The organism is Thermodesulfitimonas autotrophica (genome assembly GCF_003815015.1).
Lineage (GTDB): Bacteria > Bacillota > Desulfotomaculia > Desulfotomaculales > Ammonificaceae > Thermodesulfitimonas > Thermodesulfitimonas autotrophica.
On record NZ_RKRE01000003.1, the window covers coordinates 61914 to 82044 of the forward strand.

The 20131-nt window shown below is 59.3% G+C and carries 18 protein-coding genes; 13 read left to right on the plus strand and 5 right to left on the minus strand.

The features are described from left to right. Nucleotides 1–82 precede the first annotated feature (82 nt). From EDD75_RS07730 to EDD75_RS07745, 4 genes are all read right to left on the minus strand, one after another. Complete coding sequence (locus tag EDD75_RS07730; protein ID WP_123930651.1) at nt 83–1093, minus strand: 6-bladed beta-propeller; 1011 nt, start codon at nt 1091–1093, stop codon at nt 83–85. Then, nucleotides 1086–1772 (minus strand): tetratricopeptide repeat protein, encoded by a 687-nt coding sequence (locus tag EDD75_RS07735; protein WP_123930654.1) that lies wholly within the window; start codon nt 1770–1772, stop codon nt 1086–1088. The genes EDD75_RS07730 and EDD75_RS07735 overlap by 8 nt, the downstream gene beginning before the upstream one ends. Nucleotides 1773–2002: 230 nt before the next feature. Beyond that, nucleotides 2003–3943: a cytochrome c3 family protein gene (locus EDD75_RS07740; RefSeq protein WP_123930657.1), complete on the minus strand. Its 1941-nt coding sequence runs from the start codon at nt 3941–3943 to the stop codon at nt 2003–2005. A 136-nt stretch (nt 3944–4079) separates the two neighbouring features. Further along, nucleotides 4080–5153 carry a cytochrome c3 family protein gene (locus EDD75_RS07745; protein ID WP_170157767.1) on the minus strand — a complete coding sequence of 358 codons (1074 nt, stop codon included), beginning with the start codon at nt 5151–5153 and terminating at the stop codon, nt 4080–4082. Nucleotides 5154–5443: 290 nt separating this feature from the next. Between EDD75_RS07745 and pth the strand changes: the two genes are divergently transcribed. The 10 genes from pth to EDD75_RS07795 all read left to right on the plus strand — a co-directional run bounded on the left by pth (nt 5444) and on the right by EDD75_RS07795 (nt 14056). After that, nucleotides 5444–6019 carry an aminoacyl-tRNA hydrolase gene (gene pth, locus EDD75_RS07750; protein ID WP_123930663.1) on the plus strand — a complete coding sequence of 192 codons (576 nt, stop codon included), beginning with the start codon at nt 5444–5446 and terminating at the stop codon, nt 6017–6019. A 13-nt stretch (nt 6020–6032) separates the two neighbouring features. Further along, nucleotides 6033–9503, plus strand: coding sequence for a transcription-repair coupling factor (gene mfd, locus EDD75_RS07755; protein ID WP_123930666.1), 3471 nt, complete (start codon nt 6033–6035; stop codon nt 9501–9503). Nucleotides 9504–9655: 152 nt separating this feature from the next. Then, entirely contained in the window at nt 9656–10216 is a 561-nt protein-coding gene (gene spoVT / locus EDD75_RS07760) for a stage V sporulation protein T (protein ID WP_123930669.1), read from the plus strand. 77 nt (nt 10217–10293) lie between these two features. Continuing rightward, complete coding sequence (yabN, locus tag EDD75_RS11300) at nt 10294–11751, plus strand: bifunctional methyltransferase/pyrophosphohydrolase YabN (RefSeq protein ID WP_123930672.1); 1458 nt, start codon at nt 10294–10296, stop codon at nt 11749–11751. Nucleotides 11752–11919: 168 nt separating this feature from the next. After that, nucleotides 11920–12195, plus strand: a complete 276-nt coding sequence (locus EDD75_RS07770) for an HU family DNA-binding protein (protein ID WP_123930676.1) — start codon at nt 11920–11922, stop codon at nt 12193–12195. Between the two features lie 11 nt (nt 12196–12206). Then, nucleotides 12207–12452 (plus strand): RNA-binding S4 domain-containing protein, encoded by a 246-nt coding sequence (locus EDD75_RS07775; protein ID WP_123930679.1) that lies wholly within the window; start codon nt 12207–12209, stop codon nt 12450–12452. Between the two features lie 162 nt (nt 12453–12614). Next, nucleotides 12615–12896 carry a sporulation protein YabP gene (gene yabP, locus EDD75_RS07780; RefSeq protein WP_123930682.1) on the plus strand — a complete coding sequence of 94 codons (282 nt, stop codon included), beginning with the start codon at nt 12615–12617 and terminating at the stop codon, nt 12894–12896. Next, nucleotides 12896–13324: a spore cortex biosynthesis protein YabQ gene (yabQ, locus tag EDD75_RS07785; protein ID WP_123930684.1), complete on the plus strand. Its 429-nt coding sequence runs from the start codon at nt 12896–12898 to the stop codon at nt 13322–13324. Before yabP ends, yabQ begins: the two co-directional genes overlap by 1 nt. A gap of 107 nt (nt 13325–13431) precedes the next feature. Further along, nucleotides 13432–13683 carry an RNA polymerase sigma factor gene (locus EDD75_RS07790; protein WP_245963130.1) on the plus strand — a complete coding sequence of 84 codons (252 nt, stop codon included), beginning with the start codon at nt 13432–13434 and terminating at the stop codon, nt 13681–13683. Next, nucleotides 13661–14056 carry an FtsB family cell division protein gene (locus EDD75_RS07795; protein WP_170157768.1) on the plus strand — a complete coding sequence of 132 codons (396 nt, stop codon included), beginning with the start codon at nt 13661–13663 and terminating at the stop codon, nt 14054–14056. The genes EDD75_RS07790 and EDD75_RS07795 overlap by 23 nt, the downstream gene beginning before the upstream one ends. 5 nt (nt 14057–14061) lie before the next feature. On the opposite strand, the gene hisG is transcribed toward EDD75_RS07795, so the two are convergent. Then, on the minus strand, nt 14062–14934 hold the full coding sequence (hisG, locus tag EDD75_RS07800; protein WP_123930690.1) for an ATP phosphoribosyltransferase: 873 nt from the start codon (nt 14932–14934) through the stop codon (nt 14062–14064). A 165-nt stretch (nt 14935–15099) separates the two neighbouring features. Here hisG and EDD75_RS07805 point away from each other — a divergent pair, with 165 nt between their 5' ends. From EDD75_RS07805 to tilS, 3 genes are all read left to right on the plus strand, one after another. Further along, entirely contained in the window at nt 15100–15996 is an 897-nt protein-coding gene (locus tag EDD75_RS07805) for a Ppx/GppA phosphatase family protein (RefSeq protein WP_123930692.1), read from the plus strand. A gap of 68 nt (nt 15997–16064) precedes the next feature. After that, the gene (spoIIE, locus tag EDD75_RS07810) at nt 16065–18518 is read left to right on the plus strand and encodes a stage II sporulation protein E (protein WP_170157769.1); all 2454 of its coding nucleotides are present in this window, start codon (nt 16065–16067) and stop codon (nt 18516–18518) included. A 115-nt stretch (nt 18519–18633) separates the two neighbouring features. Next, complete coding sequence (gene tilS / locus EDD75_RS07815; RefSeq protein WP_123930699.1) at nt 18634–20028, plus strand: tRNA lysidine(34) synthetase TilS; 1395 nt, start codon at nt 18634–18636, stop codon at nt 20026–20028. The last annotated feature ends 103 nt before the right edge of the window (nt 20029–20131 follow it).

The following is a 20131-nucleotide window of genomic DNA, read 5'->3' on the forward strand; positions in this document are numbered from 1 at the left end:
TTCCGGCACATTTTTAATTTTTCGGAGAAGGCCCGGCGGAGCCGGGATGGCAGTAATGAGTATTACCGGAAAAACTATTTAGTTACTTAAGGTCGTAAATGGTAAGGCGTGATTTACCGTACTCAGCTACGTAAAGGCGCTGCCGGCCATCAATAAAAACCCCTGTCGGGAGAGAAAGGGCATCCCCTTCTTCTGGCGGCCCTACTTGCTGGGCAGCATTAATTAGCTTACCTTTGGGGTCCAGGATACTGACGCGCTGGCAGAGCGGGTCGGCTACGTAGACGTTACCCTTTCTATCAACTGCAATGTCTGCGGGTGCTGCAAAGTAAGCCTCGTGCTTGCTCATGTCACCGGTCCACATCTCAAGGAATTTTCCAGATAAGTCAAAAACCTGAAGACGGCTGTTGTTTGTATCTGCTACGAGAATTCGCCCGTCAGGTGTAAGGGCCAGGCCGTTGGGGTAGTAGAATTCGCCAGCCCCGTCTTTCCCGTATTTGCCGATTGCTGCGACTTCATGCCCTTTTTGGTCTAGAACAACTACCTGGTGGCGCCCGGCATCGGCAACATAAAACTTGTTGTGGGCGTAAACTATATCTACCGGCTTAGCCAGTGCGTTGTCGGCGAAATACCGTCTAAATTTGCCGTCAAGGCCGAAGACAAGAACCTTGTTGTGGCCTGCGTCGGCCACAAAGATTTCGCCACCTACGATTTCAATCCCGTAAGGGTAGCGGAGTTTCCCTTGTTCTTTGCCGCTGTCCCCAAACTTCCGGATGTAATGGCCGTTGTAATCGAAGACCAACACCCGGTGGTTAGCGGTATCAGAGATAAATACCTGATTATCGGCGACGTATACCCTGCGGGGCTGGCGGAGAAAAATCCCTTTATCCCCGTAGATCGTCGCTACCCATTTCGGCTGGTGAATGGGCATTACTGCCGCCTTCAACCCTTCTATCGGGCTTGTGCGGCGCAAGTACATCCAGGCGAAATAGAGGGTAAGGAGCAGAGCAATACAGAGTGCCGCAATGATAAGGTGTTCGCGTTTTACCTGCTTACCGGCAAGTTTGGCGGCAATGGTAGCACGTAGATCAGCCACGCCGCTCACCTCCCACCGGCTGCCCTGTGAGCTTGGCTTTTAGTTCTTGGAACTCTGTGTAATTTGGCGCAAGGCGAAGTGCTTTGTCGATTTGCGCAATGGCGTTATTCTTGTCGCCTAACTTTTCGTAACACAGGGCCATGTAGTAGTAAATGTTAGCGAGCCCGGGCCTGATACCGGCAGCCTGGGAGAATGCCTTAAGTGCTTCACGGTACTGCCCGTTGTTATAATAAGCCTCGCCCAGGGAGTAATGGGCTTCTAAATCAAAGAGACCTTGTTTTGTGAGGGGCTCCAGAATTTTGATTGCTGCCGGGTAGTCTTTTTTCGCCATGTAGCCCAGAGCAAGGTTGTACTGCACCTGCCTGTTTTTGGGGTCGAGCTTGTAAGCCTTCTGGTACTCTTTCAGCGCCTGGTCGGCTTTGCCCTGCATGAGATAAGCGTAACCGAGCTCTAAGTGGGCCATCGCGCTTTTGGGGTTTTGCTTCACGTGCTGCCGGGCGGTTTCGAAGACGATGTCGCTGTAAGTCTGGTGCTGGTACTTGCCCCAGAAGAAGGTGTAGCCGATGATGAGACCGACCGCTACAATAATCCCCGTGACAATACCGAGGATGACGAGCGCCCGGCTGAGGGGCAGCATCTTTTCTTCCTGGCCCGGGCGGGTGGTGATATTGTTTTCCATCCTTAACTGGCCTCCGTATACGGTTTGGTTATCGCCAGGACAATTGCTATTTTAGCAGAATTGCCCTGGTAAATCAATTGATTAGCTTGGAACAAAGTTCGACAAAATCCGGTTATTACCGGATTCCATAAATATTATACCGCCGGCCGGTAACTTTTTAGAGTATAAAGTCCGGGAAAATGTAATAGGAAGTCCCCTACTAGCCGTAGTAAGTCTTGCCGCTACCGCGCCTACTTCTTATGGCACTTGAGGCACAGGCCGTCGCCCCGGGCGGTAAGAAGGCAACGGTAGGGTGTCCCGTGCGGGTTGTGGCAGGTAGAGCTACAGGTAAGCAAGCCGCCCTTGTGCCAATCTTCCCACGGAGGGCCGACGGGGTGGAGGTAGCAGGTTTTCTTGCCGCGCTGGGCGGTCTTGCCGATGTAGCGCGGGTGGCAGTGAAGACACGCGCGGAGGGCCTCTTCGCGCGTGCGGAAGCGGAAGCCCAAACCTGTGCCGCCGTGGCAGTCGGTGCAGGCGAGCTTCCCGTGCTTGCTCCGCTTGAAGTAGAGGAGCCCCATCTTGCCCCAGCCGAAGTCGTGGCAGTCGAAGCAGAGGTCGGGGCTTTTCTTGGGTAGGAGCGCCCGCGCGTAGCCGGCGTGGGGGTGGTGGCACGCGGTGCATAGCAACCCCTCAGGCACCGGGTGGTGGTTGGGACCGAAGACGTACTCCCGGGAGTGGCACTTGAGGCAAAATTCGGTCTGCGAGCGTGCCGGTAACAGTCCTTTGGTGAGGGCGGCGTGCGGGTCGTGGCAGTCGCAGCACTTTCCCTCGGCGTAAGGCTTGTGCTTGTACGGTTTGGCGAGGTCGGCCTCGCGGTCGAAGTGGCAGCTATAGCAGAGGCGAAGCTGCTCGAGCCGCAAAAGGCCCTGGTAGTTCGAAGAATGGGGCTCGTGGCAAGAGGTGCAGTAGCCGTTTTTAAAGGGTGAGTGCTGCACCGGCAGCTCTTTGATATTCGTACCTACGAAATGGCAAAGGTAGCAGAGTTTGTTCTCCGGTCCCTGAAGCAGTGCCGGCTGCCGGCTCAAGTGCGGGTTATGGCAGTCGGTGCAGTAGCCGTTTTTGTAAGGGGGGTGCTGCAGGTGGCGGTTAAGCTCCCCCTTGGTATCCGGGTGGCAGGAGAAGCAGAGAAACCGCTGGCTTGTTCGTAAGACCGCTTTCTCCCCGAGCTTGTGTTCCCGGTGGCAGTCGGTGCAGTGGCCGTTAACCAGGGGCATATGGATAAGGGCACCCTCGCCGCGTGCGAACTTAATGGCCTCTTCGCTGTACTCAAAATGACAGACTTGGCACTGGTTCATCGCCGGTGTTTTGAGGCGCGGGGGCATTACGGGGTTGTGGGGCGCGTGGCAGCGGAGGCACCCGTTGGGGTTGTCGTTTTTCAGTTTATGGGTGCGGCCGAGGTCCGCGTGGCAGCGGGTGCAGAGCCGGTCGCTCGGGGGCGCTTCGGTTGGGGGTGTGCCGGTGATGTGCTCGCCTTTTAACTCTCCGGTAGCGAGGTGCTGGGTGGCGGCGGCAAGACGCTCCGTGATGAGGTTCCGGTCGAGTTGAACGCGCGGGTTTTCTATCGCGTGCTGGTAGGCTTCTGCTGCCTCAGCCCACTGGCGCCGCTCGAAGTAGATTTCGCCGAGGCGAAACCAGGCGGCGGCAAAGGCCGGATTTGTCGCTACGGCTTGCTTCTGGGAGGCGAGTTCCATGTCGGCTGAGCCGTCGAGGCCATAAAGCAGCCCGGCGTTGAAGGCGGCGGCGGCAAGGGCGGGCTCGGTTTCGAACGCCTGGGTATACCATTTGAGCGCTTCGCGGCGGCGCCAGCAGGAGTCGTAGAGTTGCCCTAAGTAATAAGCGGCATCGCCATGACGGGGGTCAAGCCGCAAGGCCTCCCGGAAGGCGCGGTCGGCCAGGAAGTACTTTTGCTGCTTGAAAGCCTCAAGGCCTTCCTTCAACCACTGTTCGGCTGTTTTTTCGCGGGCGATAAGCCCCCACGGCCAGACTAAGAGGAGAAAGGCGGCTACCAATCCGGCTCCGGCTACAACGGCAAGCACAACCGTGCGTCGCTTTTGCGCTTGGAGCAAAAGCTTTTTTAGTAAGGGACACTTTTCTTGCTGGCTGCCGTTCTTCTTTTCGCTCTCCGGAGGCATATACCGTTTCTCCTGTTTCTCCCGCGAGGCCCGTCTTTTACTTAAATCGGCAGGAACCCTGTTCTACTTGAAGGCGGCGTACCGCTTGAGTGCGACGCGCTCAAAACCGGGGGGAGGGACCCGCCGCCGGAGTAATTTATGGCAGGCCCACCCTGCCGCTTGTGTGGCAGTAGGAGCAGCTCGTGGTATCGTGGCACTTAAAGCACTGCCCCGCTCCTTCGCGCATCACGATGTTCGGGTGGATGCGGCGGTAGTTTGGCGGGTGGGTCACCGGCGTGTGGTGGCAGTCGCTGCAGCGAACGACGCCGCGCAGGGACATTTTATCTCTTTTCTCCGCGTCGTGGCAGACAAGGCAACCCTCCAGGTCCTCCTGAGCCCGGAACTTGTGCTTGAGTTTGAAGTCCGGGCCGTGGGTTACGGGCCGCTGGCTGTGACAGTTGACGCAGAAGGGGTTACCGCGTACTCCCTGCAAGAGGGTGATGGTTTCGCCGGGCCGGGCCACGTCGAGCAAAACGGCGTGGCAGTAAACGCAGTAGTGAATATCCTGCCGGGCCTTAGTACCGTGGTTGTAGACCCAGTCCTTTGCCTTGTGGTCGGCCGGAATATCGAGCTTCTTGTGGCAGATCGCGCATTTATCGGGCGCTTTTTTGCCGTTGTGGCAGCCCATGCAGGCGCCCATGAGCGGCAGCCGGTCCTTGGGGCCCAGGTGTTGCAGTTCCTGCGCCAGGATCTGGAACGCCTTTTCCTGCTGGCCGCCCGCTTTTTCTATAGCTACCTCCAGACGCTTGGCCGCGCGGAGGTGGACGACGTCAACGTGGCAGGCGGCGCAGGGCGTTCCGGTGACGGTGGTGTGCTTCCGGTGGGGAATGATGAGGTCGCCGGAGGGCGTAACTTCACGGTTCGGGGAGTGACACTCGCCGCAGACCTGATCTTCAGGAACCAGATTTTTCTGGTAAGGGTACTTGGCCTTGCCGAGGAGGTGGATGATGTAGTTACGGGCTTCAACGCGGCGGCGTGCCCAGCGGCGCAAACTGCTGTTATCACCGCCGTGGCAGGTGAGGCAGTTGATCTGGCTGTGGGAGGAAACCTTCCAGGCCAGATACTGCGCCCTCACTTCGTGGCAGCGGGGGCAGTAACTTGGTTGCTCTACCCTGCTGAGGGCAATATCGGAAATGAAATATGCGGCGACTAAAATTCCAAGGATTGCCACTGCATAACCCAACCACCGCAGCCGCCGAGGTGCGGGTGCATCTCCCATATTAACCACCTGTTTCTACGCGCGCTACGCAGGTATTTTGGCTAAACTTAGACTTTTTTCGGCAAATAAAGGTTAATAACGGGTAAAATTCTTTACTGAAGACTTATTAACAATTTAGCTAAATTATGAGTTGCTGTCAAGGAATTTTGGCTCCCGAAGCGGGAGAGGCTTGCCCGGCGGGCAGCAAGAAGTAAAATGGTTATACAGGGAGCCAGGTAGGTTGTTAGGTTATAAGGGTGGCGATGCGTACGGTCAGTCTAATCGTTGGGTTGGGAAATCCCGGCGCAGAATACGCGGGAACCAGGCATAATATCGGATTTGCGGTGGTCGCGCGCCTGGCGGAGCGCTACGGTGCCCGCTTCAAGGAGGCACGTTGTAGGGCGCTGGTAGCGGTGATCCGGGTGGGCAGTGCGGCGGTAACGCTGGCCCTGCCCCAGACCTTCATGAACCTGAGCGGGCAGGCAGTCGGGCCCCTTTTGCGCGAGCTTGCGCTCTCTCCCGCTCAGATGCTGCTGGTTTATGATGACCTCGACTTGCCTCTGGGGCGGATCCGCCTTCTGCCCCGGGGGTCTAGCGGCGGCCACAGGGGGGTCGAGTCGGTTATCGCAGCGGTAGGAACCGCAGACTTTCCCCGCCTGCGGGTGGGTATCGGGCGGCCGCCGGGCGGCGGTGATGCGGCCGCTTTCGTTTTGAGCCGGTTTGCGCCTGAGGAGGAGGAACTGGTACAGGCCGTGCGCGAACTGGCGGTTGCGGCGCTGGACTGTGTATTGCGGGAGGGGTTAGTTCAGGCGATGAATAAATTCAACCGCCGCCGGTAAACCAAATTAAAGGATGCGTGCACTTCTCGAAATCTGGGCCGAAACGCCCGTTATCCGGCAAGTAAAAGAAGCTATCCAAGCCGGGGCGTCGCGGGCGGTTTACGGGCTCAGCGGGACAGGACAAAGCTTTTTTATCGCGGGGCTGGTGTTTGGGGAGAGGCTGCCGGCCTTGGTGGTAACCCCTAATGATGAAGCGGCGCTTAAGCTTCATGCCGACCTCCGCCAGCTTCTCGGGGAGGAGGTTTTTGTTTTTTTGCCCTGGGAAGCTATGGCCGAAAAGGCTCTCCCGGGCGCCTTCATCCCGCGGCAGCGCCTGATGTCTCTCGCGGCGCTGGTCTGCGGGGGAGGCGTTGTCGTTGCGAGTGCGGCCGCGTTGCTCCGGGGGCTTGTGCCGCCTGCGGTATTTCGGGCGGCCTGCCGGGTTCTCACCCGTGGTGATACGCTCGGGCCGGAGGAGCTGCTGCGCCATCTAGCCGCGACGGGCTACGAGCCTGCCGCGGTGGTAGAGGTACCGGGAAAGTTTGCCCGCCGCGGCGGCATTGTTGATTTTTATCCCCCTGGAGCGCCAGCGCCGGTGCGCGCCGAGTTTTTCGGCGACATTATCGACTCGCTACGTTATTTTGATCCGGCTACCCAGCGGTCGCGGGAGAAGATCGCGCGGGTAACGGTGGGTCCGGCAACGGAGGGGATCTATTCCCCCGCAGCGTTCGAAACAGCGGTAGCACGGCTGCAGAAGGATTACGCGGACTTTGCCCCGCGCCTCAAGTCACCACAGGCGGCCGCGCGTCTGGGGAACTGGGTCGAAGAAACTCTCGCCGCCCTCCGGGCGGGTCACTACCCGCCACGGGGCGAAACGCTGCTACCTTACTTTTACGAACGGCCGGCCCAGCTCCTCGACTACCTGGCTCCTGAGGGGCTCTGTCTCGTTGTGGAGGCCGATAAGTGCGCCGTAGCGGCCGGTGAAGCCGAGCGGGAAATCTCCCAGTTTATCGCCGGGCTCGAGGCGACGGGAGCGATGCTGCCCCGCCAGAGGGAGATTTACCTGAGCTGGGCCGAAGTGGCGCAGAAGTTAGGACGCCGGCCGGTTGCATCCCTCTCTTTTCTTCCCGAGAAAACGCCTTTCGGTTCGGGCGGCAAGGAGATAAGCGTAGTGACCAAAACGGCCCCTAATTTTCTGGGGCGGATCGACGCGCTGGCCGAAGAAATCCGGGAGTGGCGCCGGGAAAACCGCGTCATTATCATAATGCGGAAGCCAGAGCAGGCCCACCAGGTAGTAACCGATCTGCGCGCACGGGAGATCTTCGCGCGGTACGCGGCGGGTGTGGAAAAGCTCGCGCCCGGCGAGGTCCTAGTTACTACCGGGGGGCTGAGCGAGGGGGTTATTTTTCCTGCAGGCCGCGTTGTTTTGCTCACCGCGGCGGAGGTCTTCGGCCGGCGGCGTTTAGGGCTCAAGACCAGCATGCAGGCCCAGGAGGTGAGCGAGCAGCCCCAGCTTCGCCCGGGTGATTACGTAGTTCACCCCGAGCACGGTATAGGCCTGTATAAAGGGCTTACGATGCTCACGGTGGAAGGTGTGACCCGCGAGTACGCGCTGATCCAGTACGCAGGGGAGGACCGGCTGTACATCCCTGCCGACCAGGTAGGAATCCTCCAGCATTACCTCGGCGGTGAAGGAGCCGCCCCGCGCCTCTCCCGTCTCGGGGGAGGTGAATGGAAGCGAGCGAAAAGCCGCGCGCTGCAGGCCGCCCGCGAGGTGGCGGGCGACCTGCTCTCTCTATATGCTGCGCGCGAGACGGCTAAGGGTTACGCTTTTTCCCCGGATACGCCGTGGCAGCGGGAATTTGAGGACGCCTTCCCGTACGAGGAAACTCCCGACCAGCTCAAGGCTATCGCTGAGGTTAAGGCGGATATGGAGAAACCCCGCCCTATGGACCGGCTACTCTGCGGTGATGTCGGTTACGGCAAGACCGAGGTGGCGCTGCGGGCGGCCTTTAAGGCGGTGATGGACCAGAAGCAGGTGGCGGTCTTAGTTCCCACCACCATCCTAGCCCAGCAGCACTACCAGACTTTCCGGGAGCGCTTTGCCCCTTACCCGGTCACGGTGGCCTGGCTCTGCCGTTTTCAGACTCCGGCCGAGCAGCGCGCGGTGATCCGGGGGTTGAAAAGCGGCACGATTGACATTGTCATCGGTACCCACAGGCTCCTCCAGAATGATGTGGGGTTTGCCGACTTGGGACTGCTGATCATCGATGAAGAACAGCGCTTTGGCGTGGTCCAAAAGGAGAAATTGAAACTCTTGCGGCGGGAGGTCGACGTGCTTACCATGACCGCCACGCCGATCCCGCGCACCCTTTACATGTCGCTGACAGGCATCAGGGACACCAGCATTCTCTCGACGCCGCCGCCGGATCGCCTTCCGGTGGAGACTTACGTGATGGAGGAAAATCCGGTTCTGATCCGCGAAGCGATCCGGCGGGAGTTGGTGCGCGGTGGGCAGGTCTATTTCGTTTACAACCGGGTAGTGGGGCTGGCGGAGGTTGCGGACTGGGTGCGGGACTTAGTTCCCGAGGCGCGCGTGGTTGCGGCTCACGGGCAGATGCCCGAGGAAAAGCTGGAGCGGGTTATGCTTGACTTCATCGCCCGTAAGTACGACGTGTTAGTGGCGACCACGATTATCGAAAACGGTCTCGACATCGGTAACGTGAACACCCTAATCGTTAAAGATGCAGACCAGCTCGGCCTGGCGCAGCTCTATCAGCTTAAAGGGCGCGTGGGGCGAACGAACCGTCTGGCTTACGCTTACTTCCTCTACCAGCGGGATAAGCTCGTCAACGAAGGAGCGCGCCAGCGCCTCCAGGCTATCCGCGACTTTACGGATCTCGGTGCCGGCTTCAAGATCGCCAAGCGGGATCTTGAGATCCGTGGGGCCGGTAACATTTTGGGCGTAGAACAACACGGCCACATTCAAGCGGTTGGCTTTGAACTTTACTGCCGGTTGCTGCGGGAAGCAATTCAGGAACTCCGGGGCGAGAAGGTGGTGACGCCGGTCGAAACGGTGGTAGAGCTGCCTATATCTGCCTACCTGCCGGAGGGCTACGTGCCTGATTACCATAAAATGGAGGTTTACCGGTCTATTGCTGACGCGGCGACGCCTGCGGCGGTGGCGGCGGTGGCCGCTTCGCTCCGCGACCGGTACGGACCACTCCCGCCGCCGCTCGAAAACCTCCTTTCGGTAGCGCTCCTGAGGGTTCACGGGCGGCGCTTACGGGTGCGTCTGGTGACCCGGCAGGGCCAGCTCTACCGGATCGTTTTCGCTTCCGGATATACACTTAAAGCGGAACGCTTAGGGATGATCGCGCGCAAGTACGGAGCGCGTTTTCACCAGCAGGGCGAGGAGTTTACTATCCTCCTGCCTGCCACGGAGCGACAGGAATCGAGTGCCTCCCTGAAAAAATTAACAGAATTTCTTGTAGAATTGGGTTGAAGTGATTATAATAGGCTTGGAAATAATTGTCCCGCCGGTTTGCTTTTTTTGGTAAAAAATGAATAACGGGCAAGGAGACGTTGTATACTACTCATAGTTAAGTAAGCCGCAATCAATCCGTCCAGGAAATTCAAACTCAAGGAGGTAAAACCATGAAGGCAACAGGAATTGTTCGGCGTATCGATGACCTGGGTAGAGTGGTGATACCCAAGGAGATACGACGAACCCTTCGGATCAGGGAGGGTGATCCTCTCGAGATCTTTGTGGACCGCGACGGCGAGGTAATTTTAAAGAAGTATTCACCTATCGGGGAATTAGGTGACTTTGCCAAGGAGTACGCCGACTCGCTCCACGAGGCGGTAGGGCACATCGCCATGATCGCGGACCGGGATACGATTATTGCCGTTGCCGGCGCGGCAAAGAAAGAGTTTCTCAACCGGCCGATAAGTTCGGCGGTGGAAAAAGTAATGGAGGGGCGGCGGCCAGTAGTGATCAACTGCCCCAAGGAGGATCCGTTCTGTGCTGGCTGCCTCACGGGGGAGAACGGGGAGTGCAATTTTACCGCCGAGGTAATCGTGCCGATTATTGCCGAAGGTGACCCGATTGGCGCGGTGATTTTGGTTTCGCGGGAACCTGGCGTAAAGATGGGGGAGCTTGAATTAAAACTGGCGGAAACGGCTGCCGGTTTTCTGGCAAAGCAGATGGAACACTGATAACGTCATCCCTGACTTCGAAGGCGAGCGGCGGGCGCAGCGTGACACTCAAGAGGTGAGGTTGAAAAAGCAGGATTATGGCCGCATACCAGATAACTGTTTGCGGTCTCGGCCCCGGAAGTTGGGAGGCTCTCCCCGTCGGTGTGCTTGCTACCTTGCGCCAGGCGGGGGTTATTTTTTTACGCACTGAGCAGCATCCCGTGGTGCCGCGACTGAAAGCGATGGGTCTTACCTTCAACAGTTTTGACCGCTTTTATGAAGAGGAGAAAAGCTTTGCCGCTGTTTATAAGCGTATCGCGGCGACGGTTATATCGCAAGCGAAGCTCCAGCCCGTCGTTTACGCGGTTCCAGGGCACCCGTTAGTGGCCGAAGAGCCGACCCGCCTGATCATGGCGGGGGCGGCAGCGGAAGGGCTTACGGTTCAGCTCCTTCCGGCAATGAGCTTTCTCGACGCCGTCTACGCGGCTTTATCCCTTGACCCTGCGGCGGGGATGGTGGTTCTCGACGGCCTATCCCTTGACCCCAAACTTGTCTGTCCGCACCTTCCGGCGGTAGTGATGCAGGTTTACAGCCGCCTGGTCGCCTCTGAAGTCAAGCTTTTCCTCATGGATTACTACTCCGATGCCCACCCGGTTACGGTAATCCGTGCCGCCGGCGTTCCGGATGAGGAGAAACGGGCTGACGTTCCCCTGTACACGCTCGACCGGCTGCCGTGGCTTGACCATTTAACTACCATATATCTTCCTCCCGTCAAGCGACGGCGCCCGCCTTCTTATTCGGTGGCGCCGCTCGTCCGGATCATGGCCCAGCTCCGCAGTAAAGAGGGGTGCCCCTGGGACAGGGAGCAGACGCACGAAAGCCTCAAAAAGTACCTTCTTGAGGAGACGTACGAGGTTTTAGAGGCGATTGATGGCGGCAATCCGCATAATCTCTGCGAGGAGTTGGGAGACTTACTACTACAAATTGTCTTCCACGCCCAGATCGCGCGGGAGGCCGGGAAGTTCGACTTTGCCGATGTCGTCCGGACGATTACTAAGAAAATGGTTTACCGGCACCCCCACGTTTTCGGCAGTAAAGAGGTGAAGGATAGTGAGGAGGTGCTGGTTAACTGGGAGCGCCTGAAAAAAAAGGAGAAGCCGAACGCTACCTTCGGGAGCGTGACGCGGTCTTTGCCGGCACTCCTGTACGCCACCAGGGTGCAGGAGAAGGCTTCCCGGATCGGTTTCGACTGGGATGAGTGGCGCGGGGCGATGGACAAGGTTCTCGAGGAGGCTGGCGAGCTGAAGAAGGCTGTAGCAGCCGGGCGGGGCGTCGGCGGCGAGGTTGGCGATCTTCTTTTCGCGGTGGTCAACGTGGCCCGTCTCTTGGGGATAGATGCGGAAGACGCCCTGCGCCAGAGCACCGCGAAGTTTATCCGGCGGATGGAATATATCGAAGCCCGGGCGCGGGACAAGGGTCTGGAACTTAAAGATCTTGACCTGTCACAGATGGACGCCTGGTGGGAAGAAGCCAAGCGCCTCGAGGTCGAAGGTTAGGAGTCATATGCCATAAATTGGAATCGCTTTCAGAAATAAGCTGTTTGGGTGGGCAGGAGGTTGGTCCGGCGAAAAAAAATTTGCGTTTTAACCACTTTTTTTGCAGGAGAAAAAAGGGCTGCAGCGAATTAGGGAGTTTAGCCAAAATACTTCCAGGAGGGGATACGGGTGAACAAAGCGGACCTGGTAGCGAGCGTTGCAGAAAAGGCAGATTTGACGAAAAAAGACGCAGAAAGGGCAATTGCGGCGGTTTTTGACAGCATCACCGCCGCGCTCGCCAACGGGGAAAAGGTGCAGTTGGTGGGCTTCGGCACCTTTGAGGTGCGGCAGCGGGCAGCCAGGAAAGGGAGGAACCCCCAGACTAAAGCCGAAATCGAGATTCCCGCGGCGCGGGTGCCTGTTTTCAAGGCCGGCAAACTGCTTAAGGACGCTGTGGGCAAATAGTTTTCTCCGGGGTGCGTCTGGATAAGTTTCTTAAAGTAAGCCGGCTGATCCCCCGCCGGGCGGTGGCGCAGGATGTGTTGCGGGAAGGGTTGGTGACGGTCAACGGCCGGCCTGCGAAACCGGCCACGCGGGTGAAGCCGGGGGATGTGGTAGTTCTTTCTCTCGGTCACCGGACAATAAAGTTTGAAGTTGTTGGGCTTGCCGAGCACGTAACGGCAAAAGAAGCGCCGGGTCTTTACCGGTTCCTCGAGGACTGATTTTGTTTACCCGGTGATCCGGTTATAACTGAACCGCGCGGTTTTAAGCGCGGTTTTTTTATCTGTGGCAGAGTTTGCGCTTGCGGGCCTAAGCTGGGCCGGCCGGTTCTACCCGGTGGCACACCCCGCATAAAATTTGCGGGGAAAGAGGGGTGACACACTGTGAAAGAAGTGGAGCGCCACACGGTCATCCTCGAAGAAAGAAAGCGTGTAGTGGCCGAGGGGGTGCGTCAGGTTGATGCATTTACGGATAAGGAGATCCGTGCGGATACGGCCTTAGGTTATTTAGTGCTCAAGGGAGAGGGGCTGAACATCACCGACCTCAACCTCGATACTGGTCGGCTGGTGGTCGAGGGCCGGTTTCAGGCGCTGAGCTATGCGGAGGAGAAAGGCACCGTCCGGCGGGGCGCCGGGCGCGGTTTGTTAGAAAGGCTTTTCCGGTAGTGGCCACTTTCTTCTACCAACTCAAGGGTTTCGGTCTTAGTGTGCTTGTGGGGTTGGCGGGCGGCTGGCTTTACGATCTCTACCAGGTTTCCTTCCGGCTGCTGCGGTTGCGGACGCGCGTGGCGCTGGCGCTTGGGGACACCCTTTTCTGGCTTTGTCTTACCGTTCTGGCCTGTTTTCTTTTCTTTGCGGGCAATACCGGCGGGGTGCGGTTCTATACTTTTCTGGGTATGCTCACCGGGTTCTTCTTTTACTGCCGGTTTTTGCGCCGGCCTACGGTGGCCGCGGCGACTTGCGCCGGTTCGGCCTTTTTGCGTTTCTGGCGCGTGTCGCTACGCTTCCTTTTGCCCACCGCAAGATTCTTCCGGCGCTGCGCCAGCCTTTTGCGGCGGTGGCCACTGCGCCGCCGGTGCAAGCCCGAAGAATAACTGGCGGAAAGTTTTTGGTTCGCCGGCAGGAAATTTTTCATTTATGTAGAAGACCTGTAATAATTTTGTCCACATTTTGTGGACAAACCGGGGCATAAGCTGGTCGGGTGAAGGACTTGCACGTTGAGATTAGGGGTGCCGAGAAACTCAGTTTCCGCGAACGGCAGGTTGTCGTTCTAAAAGAGATGGGTTACCCGGCGGAGGCGATTGCCCGCCGCCTGAAGCTGAGCCCTTCGAGCGTCGCTACCCTTTTTAACCGGGCGCGCCAGAAGGGCTATGAGGTGGTCATTGTTTTGCCGGGCGGGTTGTTACTACCCGACGAGGAGGAGCTGGCGGATGGCGGTGAAGGCGGCGAGTAAAACGGTTAAGCAGGGGAGGGAAACGAGACCCAGGGTGCGTTTCGACCCCGGCCGGCTACCGGTACTGCTCTTTGTCGTCTTTTTGATTTATCTTTTGATCGTTACCGGAAGCCAGTTCGGCCGGCTCTACGCTCTGGAGACTAGCGTAAGACAAGCCGAACGGGAGTTAAAAGAGATGCAGGCCCAGAACGCTGCGCTCTGGGAGCGCGTTCGCCTTCTCCAGTCCGATTCTTATGTGGAGTCGCTGGCCCGGGAAAAATTCGGCCTGGTAAAACCCGGAGAAGTCCCCGTGGTGGTAACGGTTGCCCCCCGGCAGGAAGGGCAAGGGAGACGGCATGAAGGGGACCAAAACCGGGCGGGCAATACCCACTAATTTTTTCAGGGAATTACTTTATTAAGGGGGTACTCGATGATGTCCTGGGCGCCGGCTTCCTTCAAAGCGGGAATCAGTTTCCGTACCCGGTGTTCGTCGATCACGACTTCCACGGCAACCCAGCCGCCGTTGTTGTAAAGCGGCGATACGGTTGGCTGCTTCATTGCCGGAAGGATGCCCAGGACGGTGGCGAGCCTGTCGCCCGGAACGTTCATCTTGAGGCCTACCTTGGCGTAAGCGGCTAACGCCCCTTTGAGGAGCAGGGCGAGGTTTTCGATCTTGCTCCGCTTCCAGGGGTCTTCCCAAGCGGCCGGATTGGCATGCAGCCGCGGCGTCGATTCGAGAATGGTAGCGATTACCCGCAGGTTGTTTGCTTTAAGGGAGCTACCGGTTTCGGTGAGGTCAACGATGGCGTCGACGAGTTCGGGTACCTTTACTTCGGTGGCGCCCCAGGAGAATTCGACGTGCGCGGTAACGCCGTGGGCGGCGAGGTAACGCCGGGTGAGCCGCACAAACTCGGTGGCGATTCGCTTGCCGTCAAGGTCGGTTACCTGCTGGATGTTGCTATCCTGCGCTACCGCCAGCACAAGGCGGACCGGCCGCTGCGACTGTTTGGCGTAAACGAGCTCGGCGACTTCGACGACCCGGGCTTCGTTCTCCTGAATCCAGTCGTAGCCGCTCAAGCCGGCGTCGAGCACGCCTTCAGAGACGTAGCGGGGAATCTCCTGCGCCCGCATAAGTACCACCGCGATTTCCGGGTCGTCAATCGCTGGGTGGTAGGAGCGTCCGCTTACCGTAATGTTGTAACCGGCGCGGCGGAAGAGTTGGAAAGTGGCCTCTTGAAGGCTGCCCTTAGGCAGACCGAGTCGGAGTTGCAATTTTTTCGCCTCCTGTGGCTGTAGCTTGGGCTCGGGTTTTGCGACGAAAAGTATCAGGCATTATCTTAATAGGGGAAAAGACGGGCGGTCAAGAGTAAAAATGGACTTTTGGCAGGAATGATCCGGGGGTAGGGGGCTGCGGACTCAATATAAGGGGTGTTGCCGGTGCGCGTGGGCGTAATAGATATTGGCACTAATTCGACACGCTACCTTTTAGCCGAGGTAGGCCCCCAAGTGGTTGACCGGGTGGAAACGGCGCTCAAAACAACCCGTTTGGGGGAGGGGCTCGTTGCCACCGGGCGATTGTCCGAGCAGGCGATGGCCAGGACGGCAGCTGCGGTTGCGGAATTCTGGCGGCGGGCGCAGACGATGGGGGCCAAAAGGATTATCGCGGTGGCCACCTGTGCGGTGCGCGAGGCAGCTAACCGGGAAGATTTCCTCACGCTGATCCGCCGGGCTACCGGGCTTGAGGTGCGTATCCTTTCCGGGACCGAGGAGGCCTTTTACACTTTTTGCGGCGCTATGACCGGGCTGGCCTTCGACCCGGACGAGACGGTAGTTATCGATATCGGTGGCGGGAGCACGGAGATCATCTGGATGGAAAAAGGACGGCTTATGGCCCGTAGCCTGCCGCTCGGCGCAGTTCGCCTGACGGAGCAGGGGGGCGGTGCCGAAACGGTCGCCCACGTGCTGGCGCCTGTAGCTTCTAAGATCACGGGCCGCCGGATTATTGGAACCGGAGGGACGATCACCACGCTGGCGGCGGTGGCACTGGCGCTGCCCGCCTACGACCCGGCGCGCGTCCACGGCTACGAACTCCAGGCGGAAGAGGTGGTCGCCATGGGCGCGCGGCTGGCCGCGCTTTCGCTTGAAGAGCGGCGTAACGTTCCCGGGCTGCAGCCGGAGCGCGCCGATGTCATCCTTGCCGGGATCCGGATTCTCACCGTTTTGTTAGAGCTGACCGGAGCTCCCGGGTTGACCGTCAGCGAGCATGATCTCCTTTACGGTGTGGCAGCCGAGGCGGTGGATGCTGTCGAAAGAAAATTAAATCACCGGCCCTGATTCTGACAGAAATTACCACCTCACCGGGGTATAATAAGGAAATAAATTCCGGCGGGGTGGTATGCTTGTTGCAGCGGGCGACGGAGGTTTATCCTTACAGGCGGGAGAAGAGCGCGCGCCGGCGGGAACTCCGGGTTATCGCGCGGGAAGAGGAGTCAGGGAGGGTTGCGCGCGGGGAACGGCGGCGGTCCCGCTCCGGGTTCGACCTATCTTTTATCGTTGAAGGGCTGAGGGCGCACCGCCGCTGGTTGCCGCTTTATTTCGCCGGGTTCTTCCTCGGGCGGGCGGTTTTGTTGGGGGCGCTGACCCCCTTCGGCGTTGCTTTCGCGGTGGCGGCCAACCTGAGTTACGGCGGGTGCACCTGGCCTGTGTGGTTGAGCGTGATAGCGGGCCAGGTTTTCGTTTTAAAGGGGCTTACTTGTGCGGGCGCGGTCGCCGCTACCGGCGCTACGTTGCTTCTCGTGACGCTGACACCTCAGGAACTGGTGTGCCGGCCCCTGGGGGCGCCCGGCATAGTTGCCGTGGCTATTGTGGTGGTAAAAATGGCCTTCCTAGCTTTCGGAGGCCCGAACCCTTACGCCTACGTGAGCATCCTGTTTGAGGCGGCTTTTGCGGGAGTGCTCACCTATCTTTTTCAGCAGGGACTCGTTGCCTGGCGGGAGAAAAAAGGCCTGCAACTGAGTGCGGAAGAACTCTTCTGTCTCACCGTTATCGGGGCCGGGGTGATTGCCGGGAGCGGGAATCTCGTCTGGGGGCCGGTTGCGGTTAAAGGGGTGCTGACACGGCTCGCCCTCCTTTTCGCCGCGGCCGCCGGAGGCGGCGGTGCGGGTGCGGCGGCGGGAGCGGTCCTGGGGGTGATCCCGGGACTGGCTTACACGGTTGTTCCCCAGGCGGTGTCGAACTACGCGTTTGCCGGTTTTCTGGGCGGGTGCTTCCGGAAATTCGGCAGGCCCGGAGTGGTCCTTGGTTTTGCCCTCGGGAACGTCCTGCTCGTGCTTTATATCCGGGATCCAAACAGCTTAACCCAAATCGTGGCGGAGACCGGGATTGCGACTATCCTTTATCTTTTGGTCCCGCTCAAGTGGTACGCTGGCCTACGGGCTTCGCTTTCCGGTGTGGTGACCGTCGCCGAAGCCTCAAAACCTTTCAGCGAGCTCGTTCTCGGGCGGCTTAATGGCTGGGCGCAAGTGCTCGACGAGCTTGCGGTGACCTTCAACGCAGCGGGCGCGCTGCGGCCGGCTGCGGAGAACCAACTGGTGCAGTTGCTGTCGGAAGTTAGGGAGCGGGTCTGCGGCAACTGTCCCCTGCACCGCACTTGCTGGCAATGGGAGGAGCGCCAGGCGGCGGTCGTCTTCCGGGAAGCGCTGCATACACTCGAGAGCAAAGGACAGCTTCAGCCCGGAGACCTGCCTGAGTATCTCGAAAAAAGATGCGTCAAGCTAAAAGAACTAACCCTTACCCTCTCACTGCTCCACGAGGCTCACCGGCTGAACCGCTACTGGTACCGGCGGATGGTGGAGAGTCGGGCGGTGGTGGCGGAACAGTTGCGCGGTATTGCCGGGGTCTTGCAGGATTTCGCGGGTGAGCTCGGTGCGGGTCTTGCCCGGGTGGCGGCAATCGAGGCGGAGCTCCGGGAAATGGCGCGCAAGGGCCGGCTACGCGTTGAGGACCTGCGGGTTTCCTTAGGGGACGACGGGCAGATTGAGGTGCATGTTTGCACAAAGGCCTGCACCGGGAACCTTTACTGCCAGCGGGTGGTGGCCCCCGTAGTATCGGATGTGGCCCGGCGGGTTTACTCCGTGGCGCATACGGCCTGCCCGCTCCGGGAGGGAGAGGAGGAGTGCTGGTTCACCCTCTACGCTGCGCTCCGCTTCCGGCTGGCGGTGGGAGTAGCCACGGCGGCGAAGGAGGAGGTTTCGGGGGATACCTTTGCGCGCCTCCAAATGAAGGGCGGCCGCTGTGCGTTGATTCTGAGCGACGGGATGGGCACCGGCGCGCAGGCAGCCCAGGAGAGTGCAACTGCGGTTTCACTTTTAGAGCTTCTTTTGAAGGCCGGCTTCAGTGCAGAACTTGCGGTCAAAACGGTGAACTCGCTGTTGCTTTTACACGCGCCCGGGGAAAGCTTCGCCACTGTGGATATGGCGGTCCTCGATCTCTATACGGGGAAGCTCCAGTGGGTGAAGATCGGTGCGGCTCCCGGCTTTCTCTACCGCAGCAACGGCACCGCGGAAGTGATCCGGACGCCTTCCCTACCGGTGGGGATTGTTAACCCGATCGAAGTGCTCGTGGTGGAGCGAGAGCTTGAGGACGGGGACCTGGTGGTGCTGGTGACGGACGGCCTCTTGGAAGCGTGGCGGGGCGAGGAGGGTAAGGAGGAGTGGCTCGTGGGGTGCCTTGCGGAGGCTGGTGCCGGCGAACCGCAGAAGATCGCTAGCTTCATCCTCAACCGGGCGCATTTTGTAGCGGGGGGAACGCTGCCGGATGACGCGACGGTGGTGGTGGCCCGCGTGGTGGCCGTGTAAGCCAGGCTTCCGTGCGGCTGATAGATTTTGGGTCTCTCAGTATTAAGGTTGAACGATTTTCGGGGGAGGGAAAAAAAGGGGAAGCGTGGAACTTTAAAGCCCAGGGTGGTCTTCATTGGATATTTTGCCGCAGGTGCGGGAAACTATCAAGCGTTTCGGGATGCTTACGCCGGGAGACGCGGTGGTGGTGGGCGTCTCGGGGGGGCCTGATTCGGTCGCGCTGCTCGACCTTTTGTCCCGGTTGCGCGATGAGTTTGGGCTTGGGCTTCACGTGGCCCATCTCAACCACCGTTTGCGGCCGGAGGCGGCTGAGGAGGCCGAATTTGTGCGCCGGCTTGCTTCCGGCTACGGCCTGCCGGTTACCGTGGATGCGGCCGACGTTCCTGCGTATGCCGGCGAACGGCGCCTGTCTACCGAGATGGCCGCCCGGGAACTCCGGTACGCCTTTTTTACCCGCGTGCTCAGCGCGGTGGGCGCAGCGAAGGTGGCGCTGGGGCACCAGGCCGATGATCAAGCCGAAACGGTGCTCATGAACCTTCTTCGGGGAACGGGACTGGCGGGGCTCAAAGGGATACCGCCGGTGCGCGGGCCGTTCGTGCGGCCGCTTATTGAGGTGCGGCGCGCGGCCATCGAGGCTTACTGTGCTTCCCGGGGACTTAAAACCTGTTATGACGCCTCAAACATCCAGACGGCTTACCGCCGGAACAAGATCCGTCACGAACTCCTCCCCCTCCTGGAGCGGGAGTATAATCCGGCGCTTGTGCCTGCTCTTGGTCGCCTAGCGGCGGTTCTCCGGGAAGAAGAGGAATTCCTGGCGGCGGAGGCGGCGAAGGTTTACGCTGGCCTCCGCAGCGTCGCGGCGGCGGGCGTTTATTTCGACGGGGCCGCCATATCAACGCTACCCCGGGCGATGGCCCGACGGGTGGTGCGTCTGGCTTACCGGGAAGTAACGGGAAGCGTTTACGACCTTGATTTCCTCCATACGGAGGAGGTGCTAAGGTTACTGGAGCGCGCCACCGGCAGGGAAGTTATTCTACCCCGGGGGGTGAAGGCGGTCCGGCTTCACGGGCGGCTTCTCTTCCGGACCGGTGCGATACCGGCGGTTCCCGACTTCTGCTATCCGCTTCCTGTTCCCGGCGTGGTCATCATTAGGGAGATAGGGGTGGCCGTTAAGGCCGAGCTAGTGGCTCCCGGGAGGGACCCTGCCACCTTGCCGCTGCAGGAAACGCTCCTCGATTACGAACGGGTAAAGCCCCCTCTTTTCGTGCGGCGGCGCCGTTCGGGGGACCTTTTTTATCCTCTGGGCTACCCGGCTCCCGTACGGCTCAAGAGCTTCTTTATCAACCAGAAGATTCCGCGTTACCAACGGGATAGAATCCCCCTTATTGTCGACGCTACCGGCATCTTATGGGTTGCCGGCGTGCGGCCGGCAGAGCCGGTGCGGGTAACCTCCCAGACGAGGCGCTGCCTTCACTTGGAGCTTATTCCTCTGGAGAAAAACGACTTATAAGTAATCACTTTGCGGGGAAAAGCAGGAAAAAATTTACCCTCCGGCGAAGAATCTATATGAAGACTCCCATCTGCGGTGTTATAGGCTTATAAAAGGGCTGTGG

Excerpts from the sequence above, each read along its gene's own strand:
- EDD75_RS07735 (WP_123930654.1), bottom strand. The coding sequence starts at position 1,772 with ATGGAAAACAATATCACCACCCGCCCGGGCCAGGAAGAAAAGATGCTG.
- EDD75_RS07740 (WP_123930657.1), bottom strand. The coding sequence starts at position 3,943 with ATGCCTCCGGAGAGCGAAAAGAAGAACGGCAGCCAGCAAGAAAAGTGT.
- pth (WP_123930663.1), top strand. The coding sequence starts at position 5,444 with ATGCGTACGGTCAGTCTAATCGTTGGGTTGGGAAATCCCGGCGCAGAA.
- mfd (WP_123930666.1), top strand. The coding sequence starts at position 6,033 with ATGCGTGCACTTCTCGAAATCTGGGCCGAAACGCCCGTTATCCGGCAA.
- spoVT (WP_123930669.1), top strand. The coding sequence starts at position 9,656 with ATGAAGGCAACAGGAATTGTTCGGCGTATCGATGACCTGGGTAGAGTG.
- yabN (WP_123930672.1), top strand. The coding sequence starts at position 10,294 with ATGGCCGCATACCAGATAACTGTTTGCGGTCTCGGCCCCGGAAGTTGG.
- EDD75_RS07795 (WP_170157768.1), top strand. The coding sequence starts at position 13,661 with ATGGCGGTGAAGGCGGCGAGTAAAACGGTTAAGCAGGGGAGGGAAACG.